The sequence below is a fragment of the Bradyrhizobium sp. Leo78 genome (assembly GCF_059512425.1).
In genome coordinates this window covers 49,924-65,992 of record NZ_JCAMOT010000043.1, presented here as the reverse complement: position 1 = coordinate 65,992, position 16,069 = coordinate 49,924, and the positions used below count along the sequence as shown (strand labels likewise).

The window sequence follows — 16,069 nt, the reverse complement described above, 5'->3', positions numbered from 1 at the left end:
GAACTTATTGCTGTCCATAAGGGCTGTTACACAGCACTCGTCTTAACCCGACAAGGCGGCCCTCACCGGAGGGAGACCTTTAAGCGGGCCGTCGCAGAGCTTGAGAAGGACGGCAGCGTCACACCATCCGGCAAGCCCAAAGTCTATGTTCCAACCGAGGTGCAAACCTAGGTGCATGCACCTAGGTGCACTTGCACCTGCACTTAGCGACCATTCTTACGCGGGGTGCAAGGTGCGCATGCATATCCCCCTTTAGGGGATGCGTGCACCTGCACCCCGCGTGGTTTGAAAATTGAGGGTTGGATAGAAATTTGGAAATGAACCTAGAACCCATCCCCCACCTTCGCCGGGCTTTGTAGCATGACCTACACCCGCATCGGCCCCAAGCTGGTCGACATGGGGTACAGCGCCATCCCCTGCCGGCCGGGAGACAAGGTGCCCGGCCTACACACTTTCGGCGAATGGCAGAACATGCGCGCCTGGTCGCGGTACTGCGACCGTCTACCCACGCATTACGAAACCGCCATTTGGTCACGCTGGCCAGCCGCAGGTATCTGTGTCGTTTGCGATCACGCGCTCAAGGTTGTCGACATCGACACAGACGACACTGAAATCCGAGCCGCAATCGAGGCAGTGCTGCCGGACTCGCCCGTCAAAAAGCGCGGCAAGAAGGGATACAGCGCGTTCTTTCGTGGCTCTCCCGATATCGTTGCGACGGCCTTCAACATAACCGGAGGCCGGGCCATCGATCTACTTGCATACGGCAGGCAAACCGTTGTCCCGCCGACGACGCACCCTGAAACGGGGCAGCCGTACATATGGATCACCGAGGACACCTTGGAAGACACGCCGCCCGAGCGACTGCCAGAGTTGCCGGACGACATCGTGGGGCGGCTAATAGCAGCGCTGCAGCCGTTCGGCTATCAACCACCTCCGGCGCGACAGACGCCCGCCGGTGACGGTTACCATCCTTGGTCGCAGATCAAAGCTCAAGCCCTAGCCAACCTCGGTGCGTGGGTTCCAGATCTCGGTCTTCAGGATCTGCGGCGCTACGCCAACGGGTACCATAGCATTGCCAGCTTTCGGCCCTCGGTGAACGGGCGCGCCAAGCGCGGTCGGGCGCTATCCATCCAGCCCGTTGGCATCTACGACCATTCGGCGGCCTGCGGAATGTCGCCGATAGACCTGGCTGGCGCGTGTCTTGGCATGTCAGCCAGCGAGGCGGTGGTGTGGCTGGAGGATCGGCTTGGCATCATTGAGACTCCGCCACGCGATTTCTCGGCGCTGATCCGCAACGGCATCGCGAAGCGCAGGCAGGCATGACCGTGGGGTACGGGGTCAAATGTTCAAACGCCATCGCGTGCCCACCAGCCGCATCCATCAGTAATCCAAAACCATAAGAAAAAAAGCAATCGGGGGGTACGGGGCGACTCAAAGTGTAGCGCAAACGTTTCCGCCTACCGGTGTTGGCCTCGAACAAGCGCGGGGCTTGCCCCAGAGTTTAAAAAATTTGGAGATCATATTGTGACCACACCTCGACCACCTGACCATCTATCGCGCACCGCCCAAGCATGGTGGCGGCAAGTTCACGACAGTTACGATCTGGACGAGCATCACCGGCATTTGCTGCGCCTCGCCTGTGAATCCTTGGACGAGGCCGAAAAGGCGCGTGCAGCGCTGGCTGAACATGGCCACGTGGTGCTCGACCGGTTTGGCTGCCAGAAATCCTCGCCGTGGTGCGATATCGAGCACAAGGCCCAGAACCGCTTCCGGATACTTTGCCGTGAACTCGGCCTGGACGTTCAGCCTGGCGACGGGCCGCGAATGCCGCGAGACGCCACTTACGGAGCGCGTCGATAATGCCCGTCAGAGCGAGAGCGAATAAGCGGCATGCGGCGGCTGGTCTCGACGAGTGGTCGTGCGCATTCGAGTCCGAATTCGACCTTTTCGGCGATTTGGATGGTCTGGTGCAGACCGATCCCCATGGGCGCCCTTCGCGGCAGGACGCCGAAGTTGCTTGGCGGAAGTTCGGCGAAGCGTTCATGGCCGACTTCAACGCGAGATATCCGCGCGGCGCGCATTTCACGCCGTGGGCGCTGCGCACGCTTGGGGAGCCGATCTGATGCCGGCGAGATTGAAACGAGATAAGCGGCGCCGCTCTGCGCACGTTACCACCGAGGCAGTCGAATTGTTCAGACGGGGCTTCGATATGCTCAAACGCAGCGCGGACAACTACGAGCTGAGGGATATCAAGATCCAGCTTGCCGCAGCGCTTGGCCGTTCGAAGTTCCGCGCATGCCCGCTTGATCGGGAGCCATATTCGCTGATCGGCGACGACCGCGAGCCGGTCGAAGTCGTCTTAGCGCTGCAGGCGCAACTGCTGCGAGCGATAGGCGAGAAGGCGCTGCCGTAAGGCGGGCATCAAAACTAGCGGCACGCAGATGCCGGCGCAGAAGGCCCAAACGGCAAGGTACGTCACGTTACGAAGAGACAACCAATGCACCACGATAACGACAACATAGCAGCCGACCGCGTGATGGAGATCCGCCCATCGCCACAGGAACTGAACCGCATCCTGCATCGCCGATTTTCAGGAATGGGACCGGCCCATGGCCGCCAACTGGACGAGGCCGCGCGAAAAACCTTCAACGCCGACATGACGCAATGGTTAGGGCTGGACAATCGCTGGCACCCTTGCGGCGAGCAATACCGCCAGAGCAAAGGCAAACGCCGCACCAAACATGCGGCCACACCCAACAAGCCCGGCAAGCCTGCCAAGCCAGAGCTACTGGATTGGCAGCAGGACGTGGGCGCGCCGTACTCCAGGTGGTCGCATGCAGTTGCGGAGGGCGCTGAATTTCTTGCGGGCCGCACCGCCCCGGCGACAAGCGGCAGTCGGCTTATGCAATTCGGTGCCGTTGAAGACGCCATGATCCGGGCAATCGACGCCAAGCGGCTGCTGGCAGCTAACGACAATGTACCGACAGAGATTCGGCGAAACCGCCCACGCCGTAGGGCTGCGTAAAAATCCAGATTTCGCCACAGTTGGGAACGTATCACGTTGAAGGCCACAATTTGTAGCCCGACGTGACGACTAGCTGACGCCTTCGGGCGTCGGCTCTTTTCAGCAGTCAGCGGCAAGCGCGCCGCTCTTCATTTCCCCTCCAAAATCCAAATTCGGAAATTCCATGAAGAAATCTCCCGCGTGTCGGGCCGTCGCGGCGCGCCTCGGCATCGATGAACGCCGCGTTGTTCGGTTGATTCAAAATTTGACCGAGGCCGGCTTGGTGCCGTCCGGCTATGGGCGGCACGATCTTAGTCATCGCGAGTTAGCGCGAGTCCTTATCGGGGCCGTTGCGGATCGAGGACTACATTATGCGGCGCAGGCCGTGCGGGAGTTCGCCGCGCTCGACTCCAACGGACTTCGATTTGATGACTGGCTCGAGTCCCTGATTGCCGGCCGCGTCAATGCAGAGCCGATTGTCTCGGTGATTTTCCAACTCGATCCGCCTGCCGTGAGCGTTATCACGGAAGCATCGCAACTTGATTTCGGGCCGCGTTCAGACGTTGCGACGACTCGCGTTACGGCCATCAGCGGAGAAGCATTGCGCGCAATCATCGGGGATTTCAATGCCGTGGGGTAGTTTGGTTCGCTGGACCGATAGAGGATTTGGATTCGTGAAGAGCGACTATCCAGTGATGGAGGATGTGTTCGTACACAATATCGTTCTTCGTCGCGCCGGCATTGAGCCAATCGTCGGCACGACCCTGGAGTTCGAGACCGAACTTCATAAGGGGCAGCCACGCGTGAAGAGCGTAAGGCGGCTGAAGACCTGGAAAGACTAACCCACCAACGCGCCACCGTGCGCAATTCTGGAGAATACACTTGCCTGACGTTACCGAAGTTATCAGCAAGACTCATCAGCGCTACGCTGATCTCTTGCGAAAAGACCGCGAGCTAGAGGCGCAACTGCACGAACTGTCGCAGCGCGGCCGAGCGCTGACCCAGGAAAAGCACAAGAATGGCGTTCCGACATGGAGCGGCGAGGCTCCGAGGCCAAAAGCGCAACCAGTCCGTCGGCACGAGGGCGCAGAGGCACTCTTGCAGGGTCTGCTCCCAGAGCAGCCGCCAGAAGAGCTTAACCCGCCTCCGTTGCCAGAGGCTTGGAGTGGTGCCGCTGAGTTGCGCGAGGTGAGTGCGCAGGTGGAGGCTCTTACCGAGGCGCGCAAACTGCTGTCTATTGAGATCGAAAGGGCGCGTGCCGAGTACAGCAAGCAGGCCACCGAACAACGGCGAAAAGGTTATGCAGCCGTTGCCAGCAAGGTTGTGGCTGCTGCTAAAAATCTCGGTGACGCGCTGCTAGCGCAGCATGAGTTCCTCGATGGAATGCGCATCGATGGCATCGAGCGAAAACACCTGCGACCGCTAACGCTGAGGGCGTTCGGCGAACTTCACGAGCAGCACACACCTTTGTTGTGGCTGATTGAAGATGCGATCACAAAAGGTCACGCCAGCGAGAAAGATCGCCCGGATTGGCGAATGCCGGCGCCGTTGGATATTGTGGAGAATTACTGAGATGACCAAGAAAAATACCAAAGCCACGCTGGATAAGGCCGAAGTTCTGCTGAAAGACATTGAGGCTGCAGCGCGCGGCCGACGTCTCGCGAGGGCCGAAGCTGAAGTGAGAGATGCCGCGAAGCCGAAGACGCGCGCCGCTCGTGCTGTTGCGCTTAAGCGTGCTGAAGCTGATGTTGCCGGTACGGAGAAGCATGATCCGCGTTGTGTTTATTACGACATGAAGCCAGCGAAGCGGCGCGAGCCTGCGAAGCCGAGCGCTCTAGCGGCAGTTACGCAGTTTCTGCGCAATGAGTTCGCCGCACGGCGCAAGTAGCGTCGCGTCGGCGTTCCTTCAGACCGACGCGACAGGGGCGGGCGCTATTGGGGAACGTAGCGTCCAAACTCCTATTGCGTTTGTGTCTCGGATCGCTCGGCGCGCAGCGCTGATCTCACCTATTCCACCAACCAGGAATCCAATGACAGAAACCACCGAAGACATGCGCGATAGCGCACGTTCGCAGTCGCTTCGTGAAATCGTCGCGACAGATGATATTGCGAGTGAAGCCGAAGCGCGCACGTGGGGACGCGAAGCTGCGGAAGCATTCAAGCGGGCGCTGGCGGAAGGTCGACCGCTCACAGATGTAGTTGAGCTGTGGCCGAAGCACGCGGAAGATTTTCGGAAGGTAGCTGCAGAGATGATTGCGAGCGGCATCCCAAGTCAATTGGCGTCCGGCCGGCGTTGGCTGGCTTTCGTCAATGAATTCGAACGAACCTGGCCTGAGCATAAGGATTTCGCATAAATGGCTGCCGTAGCTACATATTCCACTGGTACCGTTTCCGTCGCGAATGGCGACACTCAGATCGTCGGTGCCGGTGGCGCGAATTGGTCGAACCCGAACGTCAAGCCGGGTGACAGCGTTGTTATCGCGGGGAACACGGTCACCGTCTTGGATGTGATCGACGCGACGCATATTTCAATCCTACCCTGGCCCTTCACCACCGTTCCAGCCGGCACGTCTTACGCGGTTCTCCAGACATCCTTCCGCCGCACCGCCGGCGGCGATGCCATGGAAGATGTCTCCGCGGTCTTTTCCGGTCTCCGGACAAAGGGCCTCTATATTTTCGTTGATCCCGGTGCGACTGCGCCGGATCCGTCGCTCGGTCGCGAGGGTCAATTCGCGCTGCAGCCCGACACTGGCAAACTTTGGTTGAAGACCGGCGGCGTGTGGGTGTTTCAGGGTGTGTACAAAGGATTTCGCGTCACTGGTCCATGGAGCGCGGCGACCGCCTATGAGATTGGCGACGTCGTGTCGCTGAACGGCTCGTCGTATGTGGCGCTACTGGCTAATACTAACCAGTCGCCGCCGAATGCGACTTATTGGATGGTGCTGGCGGCACAAGGGGAGAAGGGAGACACCGGACCGGCGGCCTGGACTCCGCCGGCAGCATGGGTGACGGGCACCGCATACGCAGCAGGCCCACCGGCAAGCGCCGTCGTGCAAGCTGGCGAAACCTACGTCTGCTTGGTGTCGCATACGTCCGGCACATTCGCCACCGATCTTGCAGCCGGGAAATGGATCAAGGTTGCGCAGAAGGGAACTGGCGATCTTCTGTCGACGAACAATCTGTCGGACCTGGTCAACAAAGACACCGCGCTCGGGAATCTAAGAGGGTTGAGTTACGGCGCTGCGCAGTCGCTCACGCCCACACAGCAGAACCAACTCGGCGATAACGGTGGGTTGGTTCGCGTCGTGAAAGTGCAGAAGTTCACGGCCTCTGGCACCTATACGCCAAGCGCCGGAATGCTTTATTGCATCATCGAATGTTGGGGCGGTGGCGGTGGCGGTGGTGGAGTCTTAGGACAAGCCGGAGTCATTGGGTCGTCTGGCGGCGGTGGCGCAGGCAGCAAGTCAATCAAATTCGCGACGGCTGCTGATATCGGCGCATCAAAGGCAGTAACGATAGGCGCAGGCGGCAACGGAGGTGTTAACGCGGCCGTTGGTTCACCGGGCGGAGATACTTCTTTGGGGTCGCTATGCATAGGAAAGGGCGGCTCTGGCGGTGGGTACATCAGCGGAGCGTCGTCACTAGGCCTTGGTGGTGCGGGCGGCGCTGCCGGTACGGGCGACATCACCGGCACGGGCGAACCTGGCGGAACGGGCGTGTATCTCACCGGTACGGTGGCCTACATCGCCACTGGTAAGGGCGGATCGACTGAAATAGGCGGCGGCGGCCTCGCTAATTCGGCGACTTCGTTTGCCGGCGGCGGCTCGGGAACAGGATTCGGATCTGGCGGCGGCGGCGGCAGCGTTGTGAACAGTGGCGCTGGCGTCGGTGGTGGAAATGGTGCTCCGGGCTTCGCGCTCATTACGGAGTTTTGCTCGAAGTAGAGTTTGTCGCAAAACAGCAGGCTAAGGGGCAATCATCTCCGCAAGGCTTGCTGTTAGCCCGATGAGATTGGCGAATCCTAGTTTAGTTGCACTGCTCAGATTGCGGCGAATGTGAGTGCCGTCTCTATACAGGTACTCACCGTCTATTGTTGAGAGACAATACTCGCCCTTGCACATGGCGCGCCCCGGAAGGATCACATCAACATCGCTTCTCGTTTTAGCGATACTCTCCAGGGCTTGATACATCCTGCCTTGAAAGGCGAGGAAATCCGAAGCTTTGACCTGCTTGCCGCCTGCATCGCAGGATCTGCGCCACAAAGGCGTAACCGCAGAGAGCGCACAGGGAATGGGATCGTGATGAAATTGAGGCACGTCGGCGATGATAACAAACTTGCGGTGTGGCGCTTGGGCCTTTTCAATTAGAGACTTGAGACCCAGCGCCACTAGTTCGTATTGATCTGTCGACGTAGGGTAAAATCCGTCCTGCTCTATCGAGTGACTCAGGTACGTCCAGGAAGCCGCAAAGACAACTAGGTCAATGTCTTTGTTCTGTTGGAGATAGTTGATCGCGTTCTCTCGTAGATTCGTGCAGTGTGCGCGATAGCTTTTGGCCCAACGATATCCGGGAAATGGCCGGAATACATGCTCGCCCAACGCGGCAGGGCAGTCCACATATAAGGTGAAGGCGATTTTATCATCCGATGCTGCCTCTAGGATCGGGGCAATATGCTCGGCGTGACTATCGCCCCAGAGGAAAGCCTTGTGATGGGCGGTTTCCCAAGCAGGGCCAAACCGGCAGGAATCGAAAGTCATCCATGGAAATCGGAGGAAACCACGCCCGCATGGCCAGTTCCACATCTCGTCGAGGCTTCGCATTGCATAAGCGGTTGGTGGGATTCGGTCCGGAATCCCGTCATCGCTGTGCACGAACATCGCCGCGCAGAACAAAGCTAGTGAGGCGCCGAGACCGGCCCATACATTATACGAGGCTGGGAAGCGTGCCATTCGGAATGGACGTTCGACGAACCGATAGGAGAGGACGGCCAGAACAGCGGACACTGCTGCAAGTGCCAAGGCTTCGAGGATTCTCGGCTGGCCGTTGTTGATATAGATACGGAAGAATACCCAGACCGGCCAATGCCAGAGATAGAGGCTGTAGGAGATCAGGCCGATCGGTGCGAGGTTGCCTAGCCATCGCGAAGGTGCGCTGTCACTTTCGCACGGCCAGATCACGAGTGCCGCGCCGACACAGGGATAGAGAGCCGCGGTATATGGGAAATCAGTGGCGTTAATCCGGACGAAGCCATATCCAATGAGCGCCAATCCAGCGACCCTCGCCATAGGACCGAGAAAGCGAGGAATAGCTGGCAGTAGTACAAGGAGCGCGCCCAGCGCCAGTTCCCAGGCGCGTGGAGGGGCCATGTAGAATGCACCCTTTTCGTCAACCGTAAAGTAGACAAGGCTGGTGCCGAAAATAGCTATCGTGACGACAGCCGTAATGGCTGCGGCATCCGCGCGTTTTCTCGCGGCGGTGACGATGAGGAGCAAGAGGCCAGGCCATACAAGGTAGAACTGCTCCTCAACAGCGAGCGACCATGTATGCAGCATTGGCATCAGGTCGGCAGCCTGATCGAAATAGCCAGTGTGATTTACAAAGTAGAAGTTGGATCCACCGAAGGCCGCTGCAGCGGCGCTTGCCGCCAGCGCCTGGTAGTCTCCTGGCATCAGCAGAAATTTGCCAGTGAACAGCGTGACACCCAACATTACGAGTAGCGCCGGCAAAATACGTCGAACGCGACGGTCATAGAATCCGAGCAGCGAGAACTTGCCCGCCTGCATTTCGGCGACGAGGATTTGAGTAATCAAGAAGCCGGAAATGACGAAGAAGACGTCGACGCCGGTAAATCCGCCGCGCACAGGCGCACCGTAATGGAAAGCCATGACCGACAGCACTGCGATCGCCCGCAGACCATCAATATCAGCACGGTACTTCAAGATTGGTGCCCGCCCCATTCCGATTTGCGGGCGAACCCTAGCCCGACACAACCGCTCCGAGCAAGTGCTGGGACGTGGCTTCAAAGCCACAGCCGCGCGTCTTTCCTCGCCTAAACTGGAACCAAAGCAACCAAGATCAGAGCGACCTACAGCTTACCAGCCGCGAGCCAACGAGCAGCTTTAGGTCAAGGCGCGATCGACGATGGCTACGAGAGCGTGCGCCCATCTGGCCAGCGGCAAGAGTCCCGCCCAATTGATGACGGTCAAGGCGAAGAACATTGCACCTCCATGTAGCACCAAGGCCGGCGCAACACCCTTGAACAGAAGCGCCGCGGCTGCAATGGCGATGAAGAGCGACTTGAATATGTCCACACCCGCAATCAGAAACGCGACCAGGTACATCAGTGCTACGACGGCGGTTTTTGAGAAGATAGTTCTCTTCGCTATAGCGAGAACTTCGGTGACGATCTGATCATATTCTTGGTCCGAAATCTCGTTTGAAGTCGTGGTCATTGTCTGCCCCCCAGAATCTTTAGTTGCTCTAGTTTGTAACCCGCGAAACCTACCTTGGCGTAATCGCTCCGTGCAAGCCGCCCTTCATGATCCGCCCAGCGCGGGCTGCCTTCTTGTTTCTGATCTACCCGAGCAACCATGCGGGACTTCAAGCATGTTGCGTCTCGTCTCTCGGCGCCAGCCACCAGAGCGCGATGAGTAGTGCGAGCCCATTGGACAACATAGTCGTGGAAAGCGGCACGTTCATAAGCGTGAACGGAATGATTGCCCCCGAAGTGAGAATGAAGCGCGGCGACAATCCAGCCGAAGCCTTATTGGCGAGAGAAAGCAGGAGCCCACAGAAGAATGTCGTTAGCGGCATCCAGACCGGCCCGACAGAGGCCAAGCCTTCGGTGGCGAACAGAGAAGCGTTCATGTTGCCCATCTTGTATTCGTTGGCGAACACCACTCCAAGCTGGTCGGAGTATGGACAGGCCATTACCGGCTTGAGAAACGATAGCTGACAGAAGTAGGTCAGATGATGGTGGCTGAAAAACTCGAAGTAGTGATCAAGGGAGATCGACGGGATCGCCAGCAATCGGAAGTTCAGAAGTCCGAAGATGCGCTGTTGCGTAACGTCGATACCGTACAAATCGACTCCCGCGATGCTAAAAACTCCAATGGATAGGGGTACGATAAGCGACGCGACAACCGCAATCCTTGGCTCTAGCCACGCCGAAATCGCCCACATAAAGACTATGAAGGGGGCCGCAAACAGGGCCGTCTTGGTGAATGTGATCGGGAAGTAAAGCAGGGATACGATGCACAGCAGAGCCGCCATCCAGCGCCGCCCGTACAATAGGGAATAGGCAATTGCGAACGGGATCAGCGCGCCATTCACATTACCGATCGCATATTGAATGAGGCGATGATGGTCGACGGCTTCCCGAAGCGAATCCACCTCGTTTAAGCTAAAGGTCAGATGAAAACCGTTGAAAGAGCACAACAGCAACAAGATGGCTGAACCCGCAAGGGTTATCATAGGCAATCGATCAAGCGCGCTTTTCGATAGTCTCGGCCCCGGGCTTCCTCCGTGAATCGCGAGCGTAGGTAGCAGAAATGCAACCGTAGAAACCGCAGAGACGAGGAGCGCTTGCTTGTGATCGTAATCAAGCAAGCTGAACATGTTGAGCCAGAAATACCCGGCCATCATTGCGAACAGATAGAAACCTGCGAAATAGCCGAAGGTAAAGCGGGAAAAGACGAACAAGAGGCCGACAGCGCTCGTGAGCCAAACTGGAATTAGCCCGAGGTTCGACCAGTTCTCGCTAAAGCCGACATGATAAGTCGGCCGGAGCTGCGAGACTTTGAAGAGGCTGTAAAAGAACAAACAAAAAAAGACCAGAAGGATGGCGGCCCGTGCCGCGCGCCCGTCTGACCTTGGTTCGGAAAGGCCCGTGTGTGTCGCGAGGCAATCCAAGCTTCGCGTTCCGCTAAGAATTTCCTCGATCGCCGCCTTCGCCTCGCTTGATGAGTTCTTCGCCAGCGCAGAGGCCCATCGGTCGAAATCTCTGTTGTTTTTCATGCTCGCGCGCCGTGGCTCCCGAGCATGAATTATCACCCACAACTATTCCGAGCAAGCGCAGGTAGTGGCCGTAAAGCAACAGTTGCCAACTTTTCCCGAGCGTCCCATGCCAGACCTCAACGCCCTGACCCTGGGCAAACAGGCGGTCTGCCGCGGCTCACGCCGGCAAAAACTGGCGGCGCCGCTGCGGGGCTAAAGCCGAAGTTCTTGCACGCTCGTCGTGTGGGGCTTCGAGTTCTCTTCGTGGTCGATCGCTGCCTCGATTGCCTCGATCACCTGTTGCACGAGCGCTAGGTTCTGAAGGGTTTCGTGCGTCTCTTCGCCAGCCCAGACGCCTTTTAGGCTGCAGGCCAATGTTCGCCGGTTCTGAATTGCTTCCAGTCGCGCTTTCCGCAGATCGTCAAGAACTCCGCTCATCTTCTCTAGCCTTTTTTGGTGCTGGTTATTGGCGGCGGGTCACGAAAGGATACGGCAACCTATACGCGCGCGAAAGCGCCTCCAAGGGAGGGGTTGATTATTTACCGAATCGGGGCAAGGTTGTCCGTGGGCTTGATAACCCGGACTGAAGATACCGGCCTGCGACCTTTGGCGAGGTTGCCGCCGTAGTGCGTAGATGGGCTTTGGCGAGCCTGACACGCAACGTGGTGCACCTTGGCGGGTGCGACCGACCTGGCAGGCAATATGCCGGGAGCGTCGCAACATGTCCAGAGCCTTAGGGCTTAAAATTGCGCCGGACCGTCTCTTCAGCGGTTTATCAACTCCCGGCTGCCGGTCTGCCACTGGCATTGGCCTTGATAAGCCAAACTGAAGAGCATGAAATGATCACCGCCACCCTTCCGGCCACCGAATCCGCTGACTTCAAACCAACGCGCTCCTACGTCGCCTCCGAAATTTGGAGCCTGAGAAACGGCTTCGCCATTCTGCTAGGGCAGATCCGCGATATGCGCGCTATGGACGACATCAGCGCCGAATACCTTGACCGACTGATATGGACCGCCGACCACGTCAAGGGTGAGCTTGAGGAGGCCTATAAGCACGCGGAGGAGCTATCCGATGACGAGCGCGCGGAAGTAGCCGCCAGCCGGTTCGGGCTTGCACAGGCGGCTGAGTAGCCGTTCTGGTCGGTAACGGTTTGGCCCGCCTCACTCGCAAGGGGCGGGCTTCTCTTTGCAGTGTGCATGGCGTGTGCACGACCGGATTTTGATCTAGATTTTCGTTGTCGGATTTTGGGTTAAGATATTGATTTTGTTTGGTGAGCGCGGAGGGACTCGAACCCTCGACCCCATGATTAAAAGTCACGTGCTCTACCGCCTGAGCTACGCGCTCACTTCCTGGAGGTAACGACGTTCTAAACCGTCACCCCGTTCCAGCTCTTGTCTGACCATGATCCGCCGGAAACCGACTCCCGCCTTTCCGGATCATGCTCCAGCCCGCGCTGTGTAGGGGGCGGGGGCCGACGGGTCAATAGCGCAGAGGGCGGCAAATGCGTGGTCGTGCGGGCCCGGGATTGCCCTGAGATAGCTGGCGGTTAGTCCCGCTTCATCAAGCCCGACCGCGAAATCAATCCACGGCCGGATAGCGCCTCAGTTGGCGTCGCGGCGGATTTCGGAGGCGGCCTGCTGGGAAGGAGCGGCGATCGTGGGCATCGCGACCGGGCGCAGACCGATCAGTTCCGCGGTACGGATGGCGCTGTTGCGCCAGAACGAGAACGAGTTGATGCGCGAATTCTCCAGGATCGCGATCGCGACCGCTGCGAGGAAAGGCAGGCTCTGCAGCACCAGCACGCCGGCGAAGATGTAGATCTCGCGGACCTGCTTGAAGCCGTTGGTGGCGATGAGGACCGCGGCGCCGACCAAGAGGAGGACGCCGATCACCGCTTCCCAGAACGCCTGGAATTCAATCGACATCCGCGACAGGCCGCCCTTGGAGGTGCGGGCGAACGCCAGGTGCTCGGTGATCAGTCCCTGCGCCACGGCGCGCGACACCGTCCATTGCACGCTCATCGCCGCGATCATGGCGCCCAGCATCTGGCCGGCCTTCACCTTTACCCGCATCCGGTACAGCGCCACGAAATGCACGAGCGAGACGACGAAGGAGGCGATGATCGGCAACGTCAGGATCTTGTCGGGGATGGCGATGTCGGCAAAGGCGACGATCGGCACCCAGATCAGGTTGAGGATCGCGACCAAGACGCCGAGGCTCTCGGCGCCCAGCCAGTTCAGCCAGCCCAGCGAAAATTCCCGGCGCTGGTTGGGCGAGAGCCGGCTCGCACCGGGCAGGAAGCGCCGCCAGTGCTTTTTCACGATCTGGAAGCCGCCATAGGCCCAGCGGTGTCGCTGCTTCTTGAAGGCCTCGTAGGTGTCGGGCAGCAGGCCTTCGCCGTAGCGCTGGTTGGTGTAATGCGTCAGCCAGCCGCGCTCGATGATGGCAAGCCCGAGATCGGTGTCCTCGCAGATGGTGTCGCTGGACCAGCCGCCAGCCATGTCCATCGCCGCGCGGCGGATCAGGCACATCGTGCCATGCACGATGATGGCGTTGTGCTCATTGCGCTGGACCATGCCGATGTCGAAGAAGCCGGCATACTCGCCGTTCATGATGTAGTGCATCAGCGAGCGGTCGCCGTCGCGATGCTCTTGCGGCGCCTGCACCAGGCCGACCCGCGGGTCGGCGAAGACGGGCACGAGGTCCTTCAGCCAGTCCGGATGCACGACATAGTCGGCATCGATAATGCCGATGATCTCGGCGTCTGCCGCGGTGCGGTCCATGGCGATGCGCAAGGCGCCGGCCTTGAAGCCCTGGACCTTCTCGGCATTGATGAACTTGAAGCGCTCGCCGAGCGCGCGGCAATGATCCTGGATCGGCTGCCAGAACGCGGGATCTGGCGTGTTGTTGATGATGCAGACGCATTCGAAATTGGGGTAGTCGAGCCGCGACACAGCATCGAGCGTCTGCTTCAGCATCTCCACCGGCTCATAATAAGCCGGGATGTGGATTGAAACCTTGGGGAAGGTGACCTGCTCGCCGATCGTGGCGGGCGCCACCGCTGCGCTCTTCTGGATCAGGCGCCGGGGACCGCGGCCGAAGGCGACATCGGCGATCTCCTCGATCCGCGCCATCGCGATCAGGATCAGGGGGACGAGAAGGATCAGGCCGAGCGTCATCGCGAACGCCGAGCCGAACACGAAATAGTGCCCGGCCCAATAGGCGAAGACGGTCGCAACCCAGGCGCCGACGCCATTGGCGGCAGCCGAGAGTATCAAGGCCTGCATCACCGTCGGTCGTTCCAGGCGCAGGATCGGCAGCGACATCAGGATGCCGACGAGGAGGGCGATTACCGCGAGCTTCCAGTAGTTCTCGTTCACGATCGGCCCGGTCCAGGCGAATTTCGGCTCGCGGGACGCATTCAGGATGCCCCAGTACGGGCCGACGCCGCCTTCGAAGAATTTCCAGGGCTGATCGATCGCCTCGACGATGTTGTAGTCCATGCCGATGGCCTCGGCGCGGGTGACGAAATTGCGCAGCACCGAGGCCTGCTCGAACGGGCCGGGCTCCGCATTCCGGAGATTGTAGCCCGCACTCGGCCAGCCGAATTCGGCGATCACGATGCGCTTGCCCGGGAACTGGTCGCGCAAGAGCTGGAACATGGCGACCGCCTGGTCGACGGCCTGTTGGGCGGTGAAGTTCTCCCAGTAGGGCAGGACGTGGGCGGCGATGAAATCGACGGAATTGGCGAGCTGCGGATTGTCACGCCAGATATTCCAGATTTCGCCTGTGGTGACGGGGACATTGACCGATTTCTTGACGCGCTTGATCATCTCGATCAGGTCGTCGATCTTCTGCTCGCCGCGGTAGATCACTTCGTTTCCGACGACGACGCCGATCACGTTGCTGTTGCGCCGGGCGAGGTTAATCGCGGCGTCGATCTCGCGCTCGTTGCGCTCGGAATTCTTGTCGATCCAGGCGCCGACCATGACCTTCAAGCCGAATTCGGCGGCGATCGGCGGAACCAGTTCAACGCCGCCCGTCGACGAGTACAGGCGGATCGCGCGCGTCATCGTCGACAGCTTCTTCAGGTCGGCGCGAATCTTTTCGGCTTGCGGGATATTGTCGACGTCGGGATGTGCGCTGCCATCGAACGGCGCATAGGAGACGCTCGGCAGCATGCCGCGGAAGTCAGGAGCCTGCTGCTTTTCCTGCAGAAGGCCCCAGAGCGCGGCATGCACGGCGGTGACAAGCAACAGAACGGCGGCGACAGCGCGCATCGCGGCTAAACCATACGGGGCTGCTATGAAAGGAGAAAGCGAACCCGTCCCCTAGGTTCGACCGACATGGCGGTAAACTGCAAGATAATCCTGCCACGCGATTCCACAACTGATATGACCGCATGGCGTTTTGAGGGCGCCACGCAGCTCAAATGACGGAAGTCGCGTTCGTTCCAAAGTCGAAGGCGGTTATTTCGCGGCCGGCGACGGCGAGGCCGTCGGCGCTGGAGAAGGTGAGGCGGCAGGTGCCGGCGCAGCGTTGCCAGCCGTGGCGGGCGGCGCTTGCGGGTTGGGCGCTGCCGCAGCGGCTGCGGCAGCCGGAGGCTGGGCGCCGGGGTTGATCCAGCAAGCGTGGATGCGGCCATCGAGGCTGCGCGGCACCTTGTCGTCGATCGTGGCGCCAAACCGGGTCAGGCAGCGGAAGGTCGCCTGCACATGGCCGCCGGGGCAGCCGAAGCGATCGTAAAGGTCAAGGTGGCGGAAGGCGGTGTCGAGGTCATCAAGCCACATCAGCCGCACCACGCGCCGGCCGAGCCAGACGCATTCCGGGTTTCCGGCGGGGCCGTTGATCGCCTGCGTGGCCTCGACGAATTCGTCGGTCTTGCGCTGATTGTCCTTGGTGACGTCGGACGGAGCGTTTCCCTGCTTCGACTGCTCCTGCGGATTCGGCGTGCCGCTTTGGGAGAAAGCGGCACCGGTACCGATCAGAAGCGCGAGGCCGGCAGTGGCGAAATGGCGCAAGACCGCGATTTTGAACTGAAGCACCCGTCCACCCATACCTTCCCCG

General features: G+C 59.6%; 18 protein-coding genes and 1 tRNA gene. 12 read left to right on the top strand and 7 right to left on the bottom strand.

The features are described from left to right. Positions 1–360: 360 nt before the first annotated feature. The 11 genes from AC5ZG1_RS35830 (at position 361) to AC5ZG1_RS35780 (ending at position 6,948) form a co-directional block, all read left to right on the top strand. Positions 361–1,323, top strand: coding sequence for a bifunctional DNA primase/polymerase (locus AC5ZG1_RS35830; protein ID WP_496135702.1), 963 nt, complete (start codon positions 361–363; stop codon positions 1,321–1,323). 201 nt (positions 1,324–1,524) lie between these two features. Continuing rightward, complete coding sequence (locus AC5ZG1_RS35825) at positions 1,525–1,860, top strand: P27 family phage terminase small subunit (protein ID WP_496135701.1); 336 nt, start codon at positions 1,525–1,527, stop codon at positions 1,858–1,860. 107 nt (positions 1,861–1,967) lie between these two features. Beyond that, positions 1,968–2,123: a hypothetical protein gene (locus AC5ZG1_RS35820; protein WP_496135700.1), complete on the top strand. Its 156-nt coding sequence runs from the start codon at positions 1,968–1,970 to the stop codon at positions 2,121–2,123. 86 nt (positions 2,124–2,209) lie between these two features. After that, positions 2,210–2,413: a hypothetical protein gene (locus AC5ZG1_RS35815; protein ID WP_496135699.1), complete on the top strand. Its 204-nt coding sequence runs from the start codon at positions 2,210–2,212 to the stop codon at positions 2,411–2,413. 84 nt (positions 2,414–2,497) lie between these two features. After that, positions 2,498–3,025, top strand: coding sequence for a hypothetical protein (locus tag AC5ZG1_RS35810; protein WP_463331362.1), 528 nt, complete (start codon positions 2,498–2,500; stop codon positions 3,023–3,025). A gap of 163 nt (positions 3,026–3,188) precedes the next feature. Further along, a complete protein-coding gene (locus AC5ZG1_RS35805; RefSeq protein ID WP_496135698.1) occupies positions 3,189–3,644 on the top strand; it encodes a hypothetical protein in 456 nt (151 codons plus the stop codon). Positions 3,645–3,678: 34 nt separating this feature from the next. Then, positions 3,679–3,846, top strand: a complete 168-nt coding sequence (locus AC5ZG1_RS35800) for a hypothetical protein (RefSeq protein ID WP_496135697.1) — start codon at positions 3,679–3,681, stop codon at positions 3,844–3,846. Between the two features lie 40 nt (positions 3,847–3,886). After that, positions 3,887–4,576, top strand: a complete 690-nt coding sequence (locus AC5ZG1_RS35795; protein ID WP_496135696.1) for a hypothetical protein — start codon at positions 3,887–3,889, stop codon at positions 4,574–4,576. A gap of 1 nt (position 4,577) precedes the next feature. After that, positions 4,578–4,892, top strand: coding sequence for a hypothetical protein (locus tag AC5ZG1_RS35790; protein WP_496135695.1), 315 nt, complete (start codon positions 4,578–4,580; stop codon positions 4,890–4,892). A gap of 142 nt (positions 4,893–5,034) precedes the next feature. Continuing rightward, positions 5,035–5,358 carry a hypothetical protein gene (locus tag AC5ZG1_RS35785; protein ID WP_496135694.1) on the top strand — a complete coding sequence of 108 codons (324 nt, stop codon included), beginning with the start codon at positions 5,035–5,037 and terminating at the stop codon, positions 5,356–5,358. Next, positions 5,359–6,948: a glycine-rich domain-containing protein gene (locus AC5ZG1_RS35780; RefSeq protein WP_496135693.1), complete on the top strand. Its 1,590-nt coding sequence runs from the start codon at positions 5,359–5,361 to the stop codon at positions 6,946–6,948. It begins immediately after the preceding gene. 21 nt (positions 6,949–6,969) lie between these two features. Here AC5ZG1_RS35780 and AC5ZG1_RS35775 read toward each other — a convergent pair whose 3' ends face one another. The 4 genes from AC5ZG1_RS35775 to AC5ZG1_RS35760 all read right to left on the bottom strand — a co-directional run bounded on the left by AC5ZG1_RS35775 (position 6,970) and on the right by AC5ZG1_RS35760 (position 11,437). Beyond that, a complete protein-coding gene (locus tag AC5ZG1_RS35775; RefSeq protein ID WP_496135692.1) occupies positions 6,970–8,943 on the bottom strand; it encodes an acyltransferase family protein in 1,974 nt (657 codons plus the stop codon). A 180-nt stretch (positions 8,944–9,123) separates the two neighbouring features. After that, positions 9,124–9,456 (bottom strand): hypothetical protein, encoded by a 333-nt coding sequence (locus AC5ZG1_RS35770; protein WP_496135691.1) that lies wholly within the window; start codon positions 9,454–9,456, stop codon positions 9,124–9,126. A gap of 148 nt (positions 9,457–9,604) precedes the next feature. After that, entirely contained in the window at positions 9,605–11,020 is a 1,416-nt protein-coding gene (locus AC5ZG1_RS35765) for a hypothetical protein (protein ID WP_496135690.1), read from the bottom strand. A gap of 192 nt (positions 11,021–11,212) precedes the next feature. Continuing rightward, entirely contained in the window at positions 11,213–11,437 is a 225-nt protein-coding gene (locus tag AC5ZG1_RS35760; RefSeq protein ID WP_496135689.1) for a hypothetical protein, read from the bottom strand. Positions 11,438–11,838: 401 nt separating this feature from the next. Here AC5ZG1_RS35760 and AC5ZG1_RS35755 point away from each other — a divergent pair, with 401 nt between their 5' ends. Further along, a complete protein-coding gene (locus tag AC5ZG1_RS35755) occupies positions 11,839–12,132 on the top strand; it encodes a hypothetical protein (RefSeq protein WP_496135688.1) in 294 nt (97 codons plus the stop codon). Positions 12,133–12,270: 138 nt separating this feature from the next. Here AC5ZG1_RS35755 and AC5ZG1_RS35750 read toward each other — a convergent pair. The 3 genes from AC5ZG1_RS35750 to AC5ZG1_RS35740 form a co-directional block, all read right to left on the bottom strand. Then, positions 12,271–12,346: transfer RNA gene (locus AC5ZG1_RS35750), tRNA-Lys, on the bottom strand. A 257-nt stretch (positions 12,347–12,603) separates the two neighbouring features. Then, a complete protein-coding gene (locus tag AC5ZG1_RS35745) occupies positions 12,604–15,282 on the bottom strand; it encodes a glycosyltransferase (protein ID WP_496135687.1) in 2,679 nt (892 codons plus the stop codon). Between the two features lie 189 nt (positions 15,283–15,471). Continuing rightward, a complete protein-coding gene (locus AC5ZG1_RS35740) occupies positions 15,472–16,059 on the bottom strand; it encodes a hypothetical protein (RefSeq protein WP_028165526.1) in 588 nt (195 codons plus the stop codon). Positions 16,060–16,069: the final 10 nt, after the last annotated feature.

What these genes read in the sequence shown, in the direction of transcription:
- AC5ZG1_RS35785 (WP_496135694.1), top strand. Translation starts at nt 5,035, where the DNA reads ATGACAGAAACCACCGAAGACATGCGCGATAGCGCACGTTCGCAGTCG.
- AC5ZG1_RS35765 (WP_496135690.1), bottom strand. Translation starts at nt 11,020, where the DNA reads ATGAAAAACAACAGAGATTTCGACCGATGGGCCTCTGCGCTGGCGAAG.
- AC5ZG1_RS35760 (WP_496135689.1), bottom strand. Translation starts at nt 11,437, where the DNA reads ATGAGCGGAGTTCTTGACGATCTGCGGAAAGCGCGACTGGAAGCAATT.
- AC5ZG1_RS35830 (WP_496135702.1), top strand. Translation starts at nt 361, where the DNA reads ATGACCTACACCCGCATCGGCCCCAAGCTGGTCGACATGGGGTACAGC.
- AC5ZG1_RS35740 (WP_028165526.1), bottom strand. Translation starts at nt 16,059, where the DNA reads ATGGGTGGACGGGTGCTTCAGTTCAAAATCGCGGTCTTGCGCCATTTC.
- AC5ZG1_RS35755 (WP_496135688.1), top strand. Translation starts at nt 11,839, where the DNA reads ATGATCACCGCCACCCTTCCGGCCACCGAATCCGCTGACTTCAAACCA.
- AC5ZG1_RS35780 (WP_496135693.1), top strand. Translation starts at nt 5,359, where the DNA reads ATGGCTGCCGTAGCTACATATTCCACTGGTACCGTTTCCGTCGCGAAT.
- AC5ZG1_RS35815 (WP_496135699.1), top strand. Translation starts at nt 2,210, where the DNA reads ATGCTCAAACGCAGCGCGGACAACTACGAGCTGAGGGATATCAAGATC.
- AC5ZG1_RS35745 (WP_496135687.1), bottom strand. Translation starts at nt 15,282, where the DNA reads ATGCGCGCTGTCGCCGCCGTTCTGTTGCTTGTCACCGCCGTGCATGCC.
- AC5ZG1_RS35810 (WP_463331362.1), top strand. Translation starts at nt 2,498, where the DNA reads ATGCACCACGATAACGACAACATAGCAGCCGACCGCGTGATGGAGATC.
- AC5ZG1_RS35770 (WP_496135691.1), bottom strand. Translation starts at nt 9,456, where the DNA reads ATGACCACGACTTCAAACGAGATTTCGGACCAAGAATATGATCAGATC.
- AC5ZG1_RS35805 (WP_496135698.1), top strand. Translation starts at nt 3,189, where the DNA reads ATGAAGAAATCTCCCGCGTGTCGGGCCGTCGCGGCGCGCCTCGGCATC.
- AC5ZG1_RS35790 (WP_496135695.1), top strand. Translation starts at nt 4,578, where the DNA reads ATGACCAAGAAAAATACCAAAGCCACGCTGGATAAGGCCGAAGTTCTG.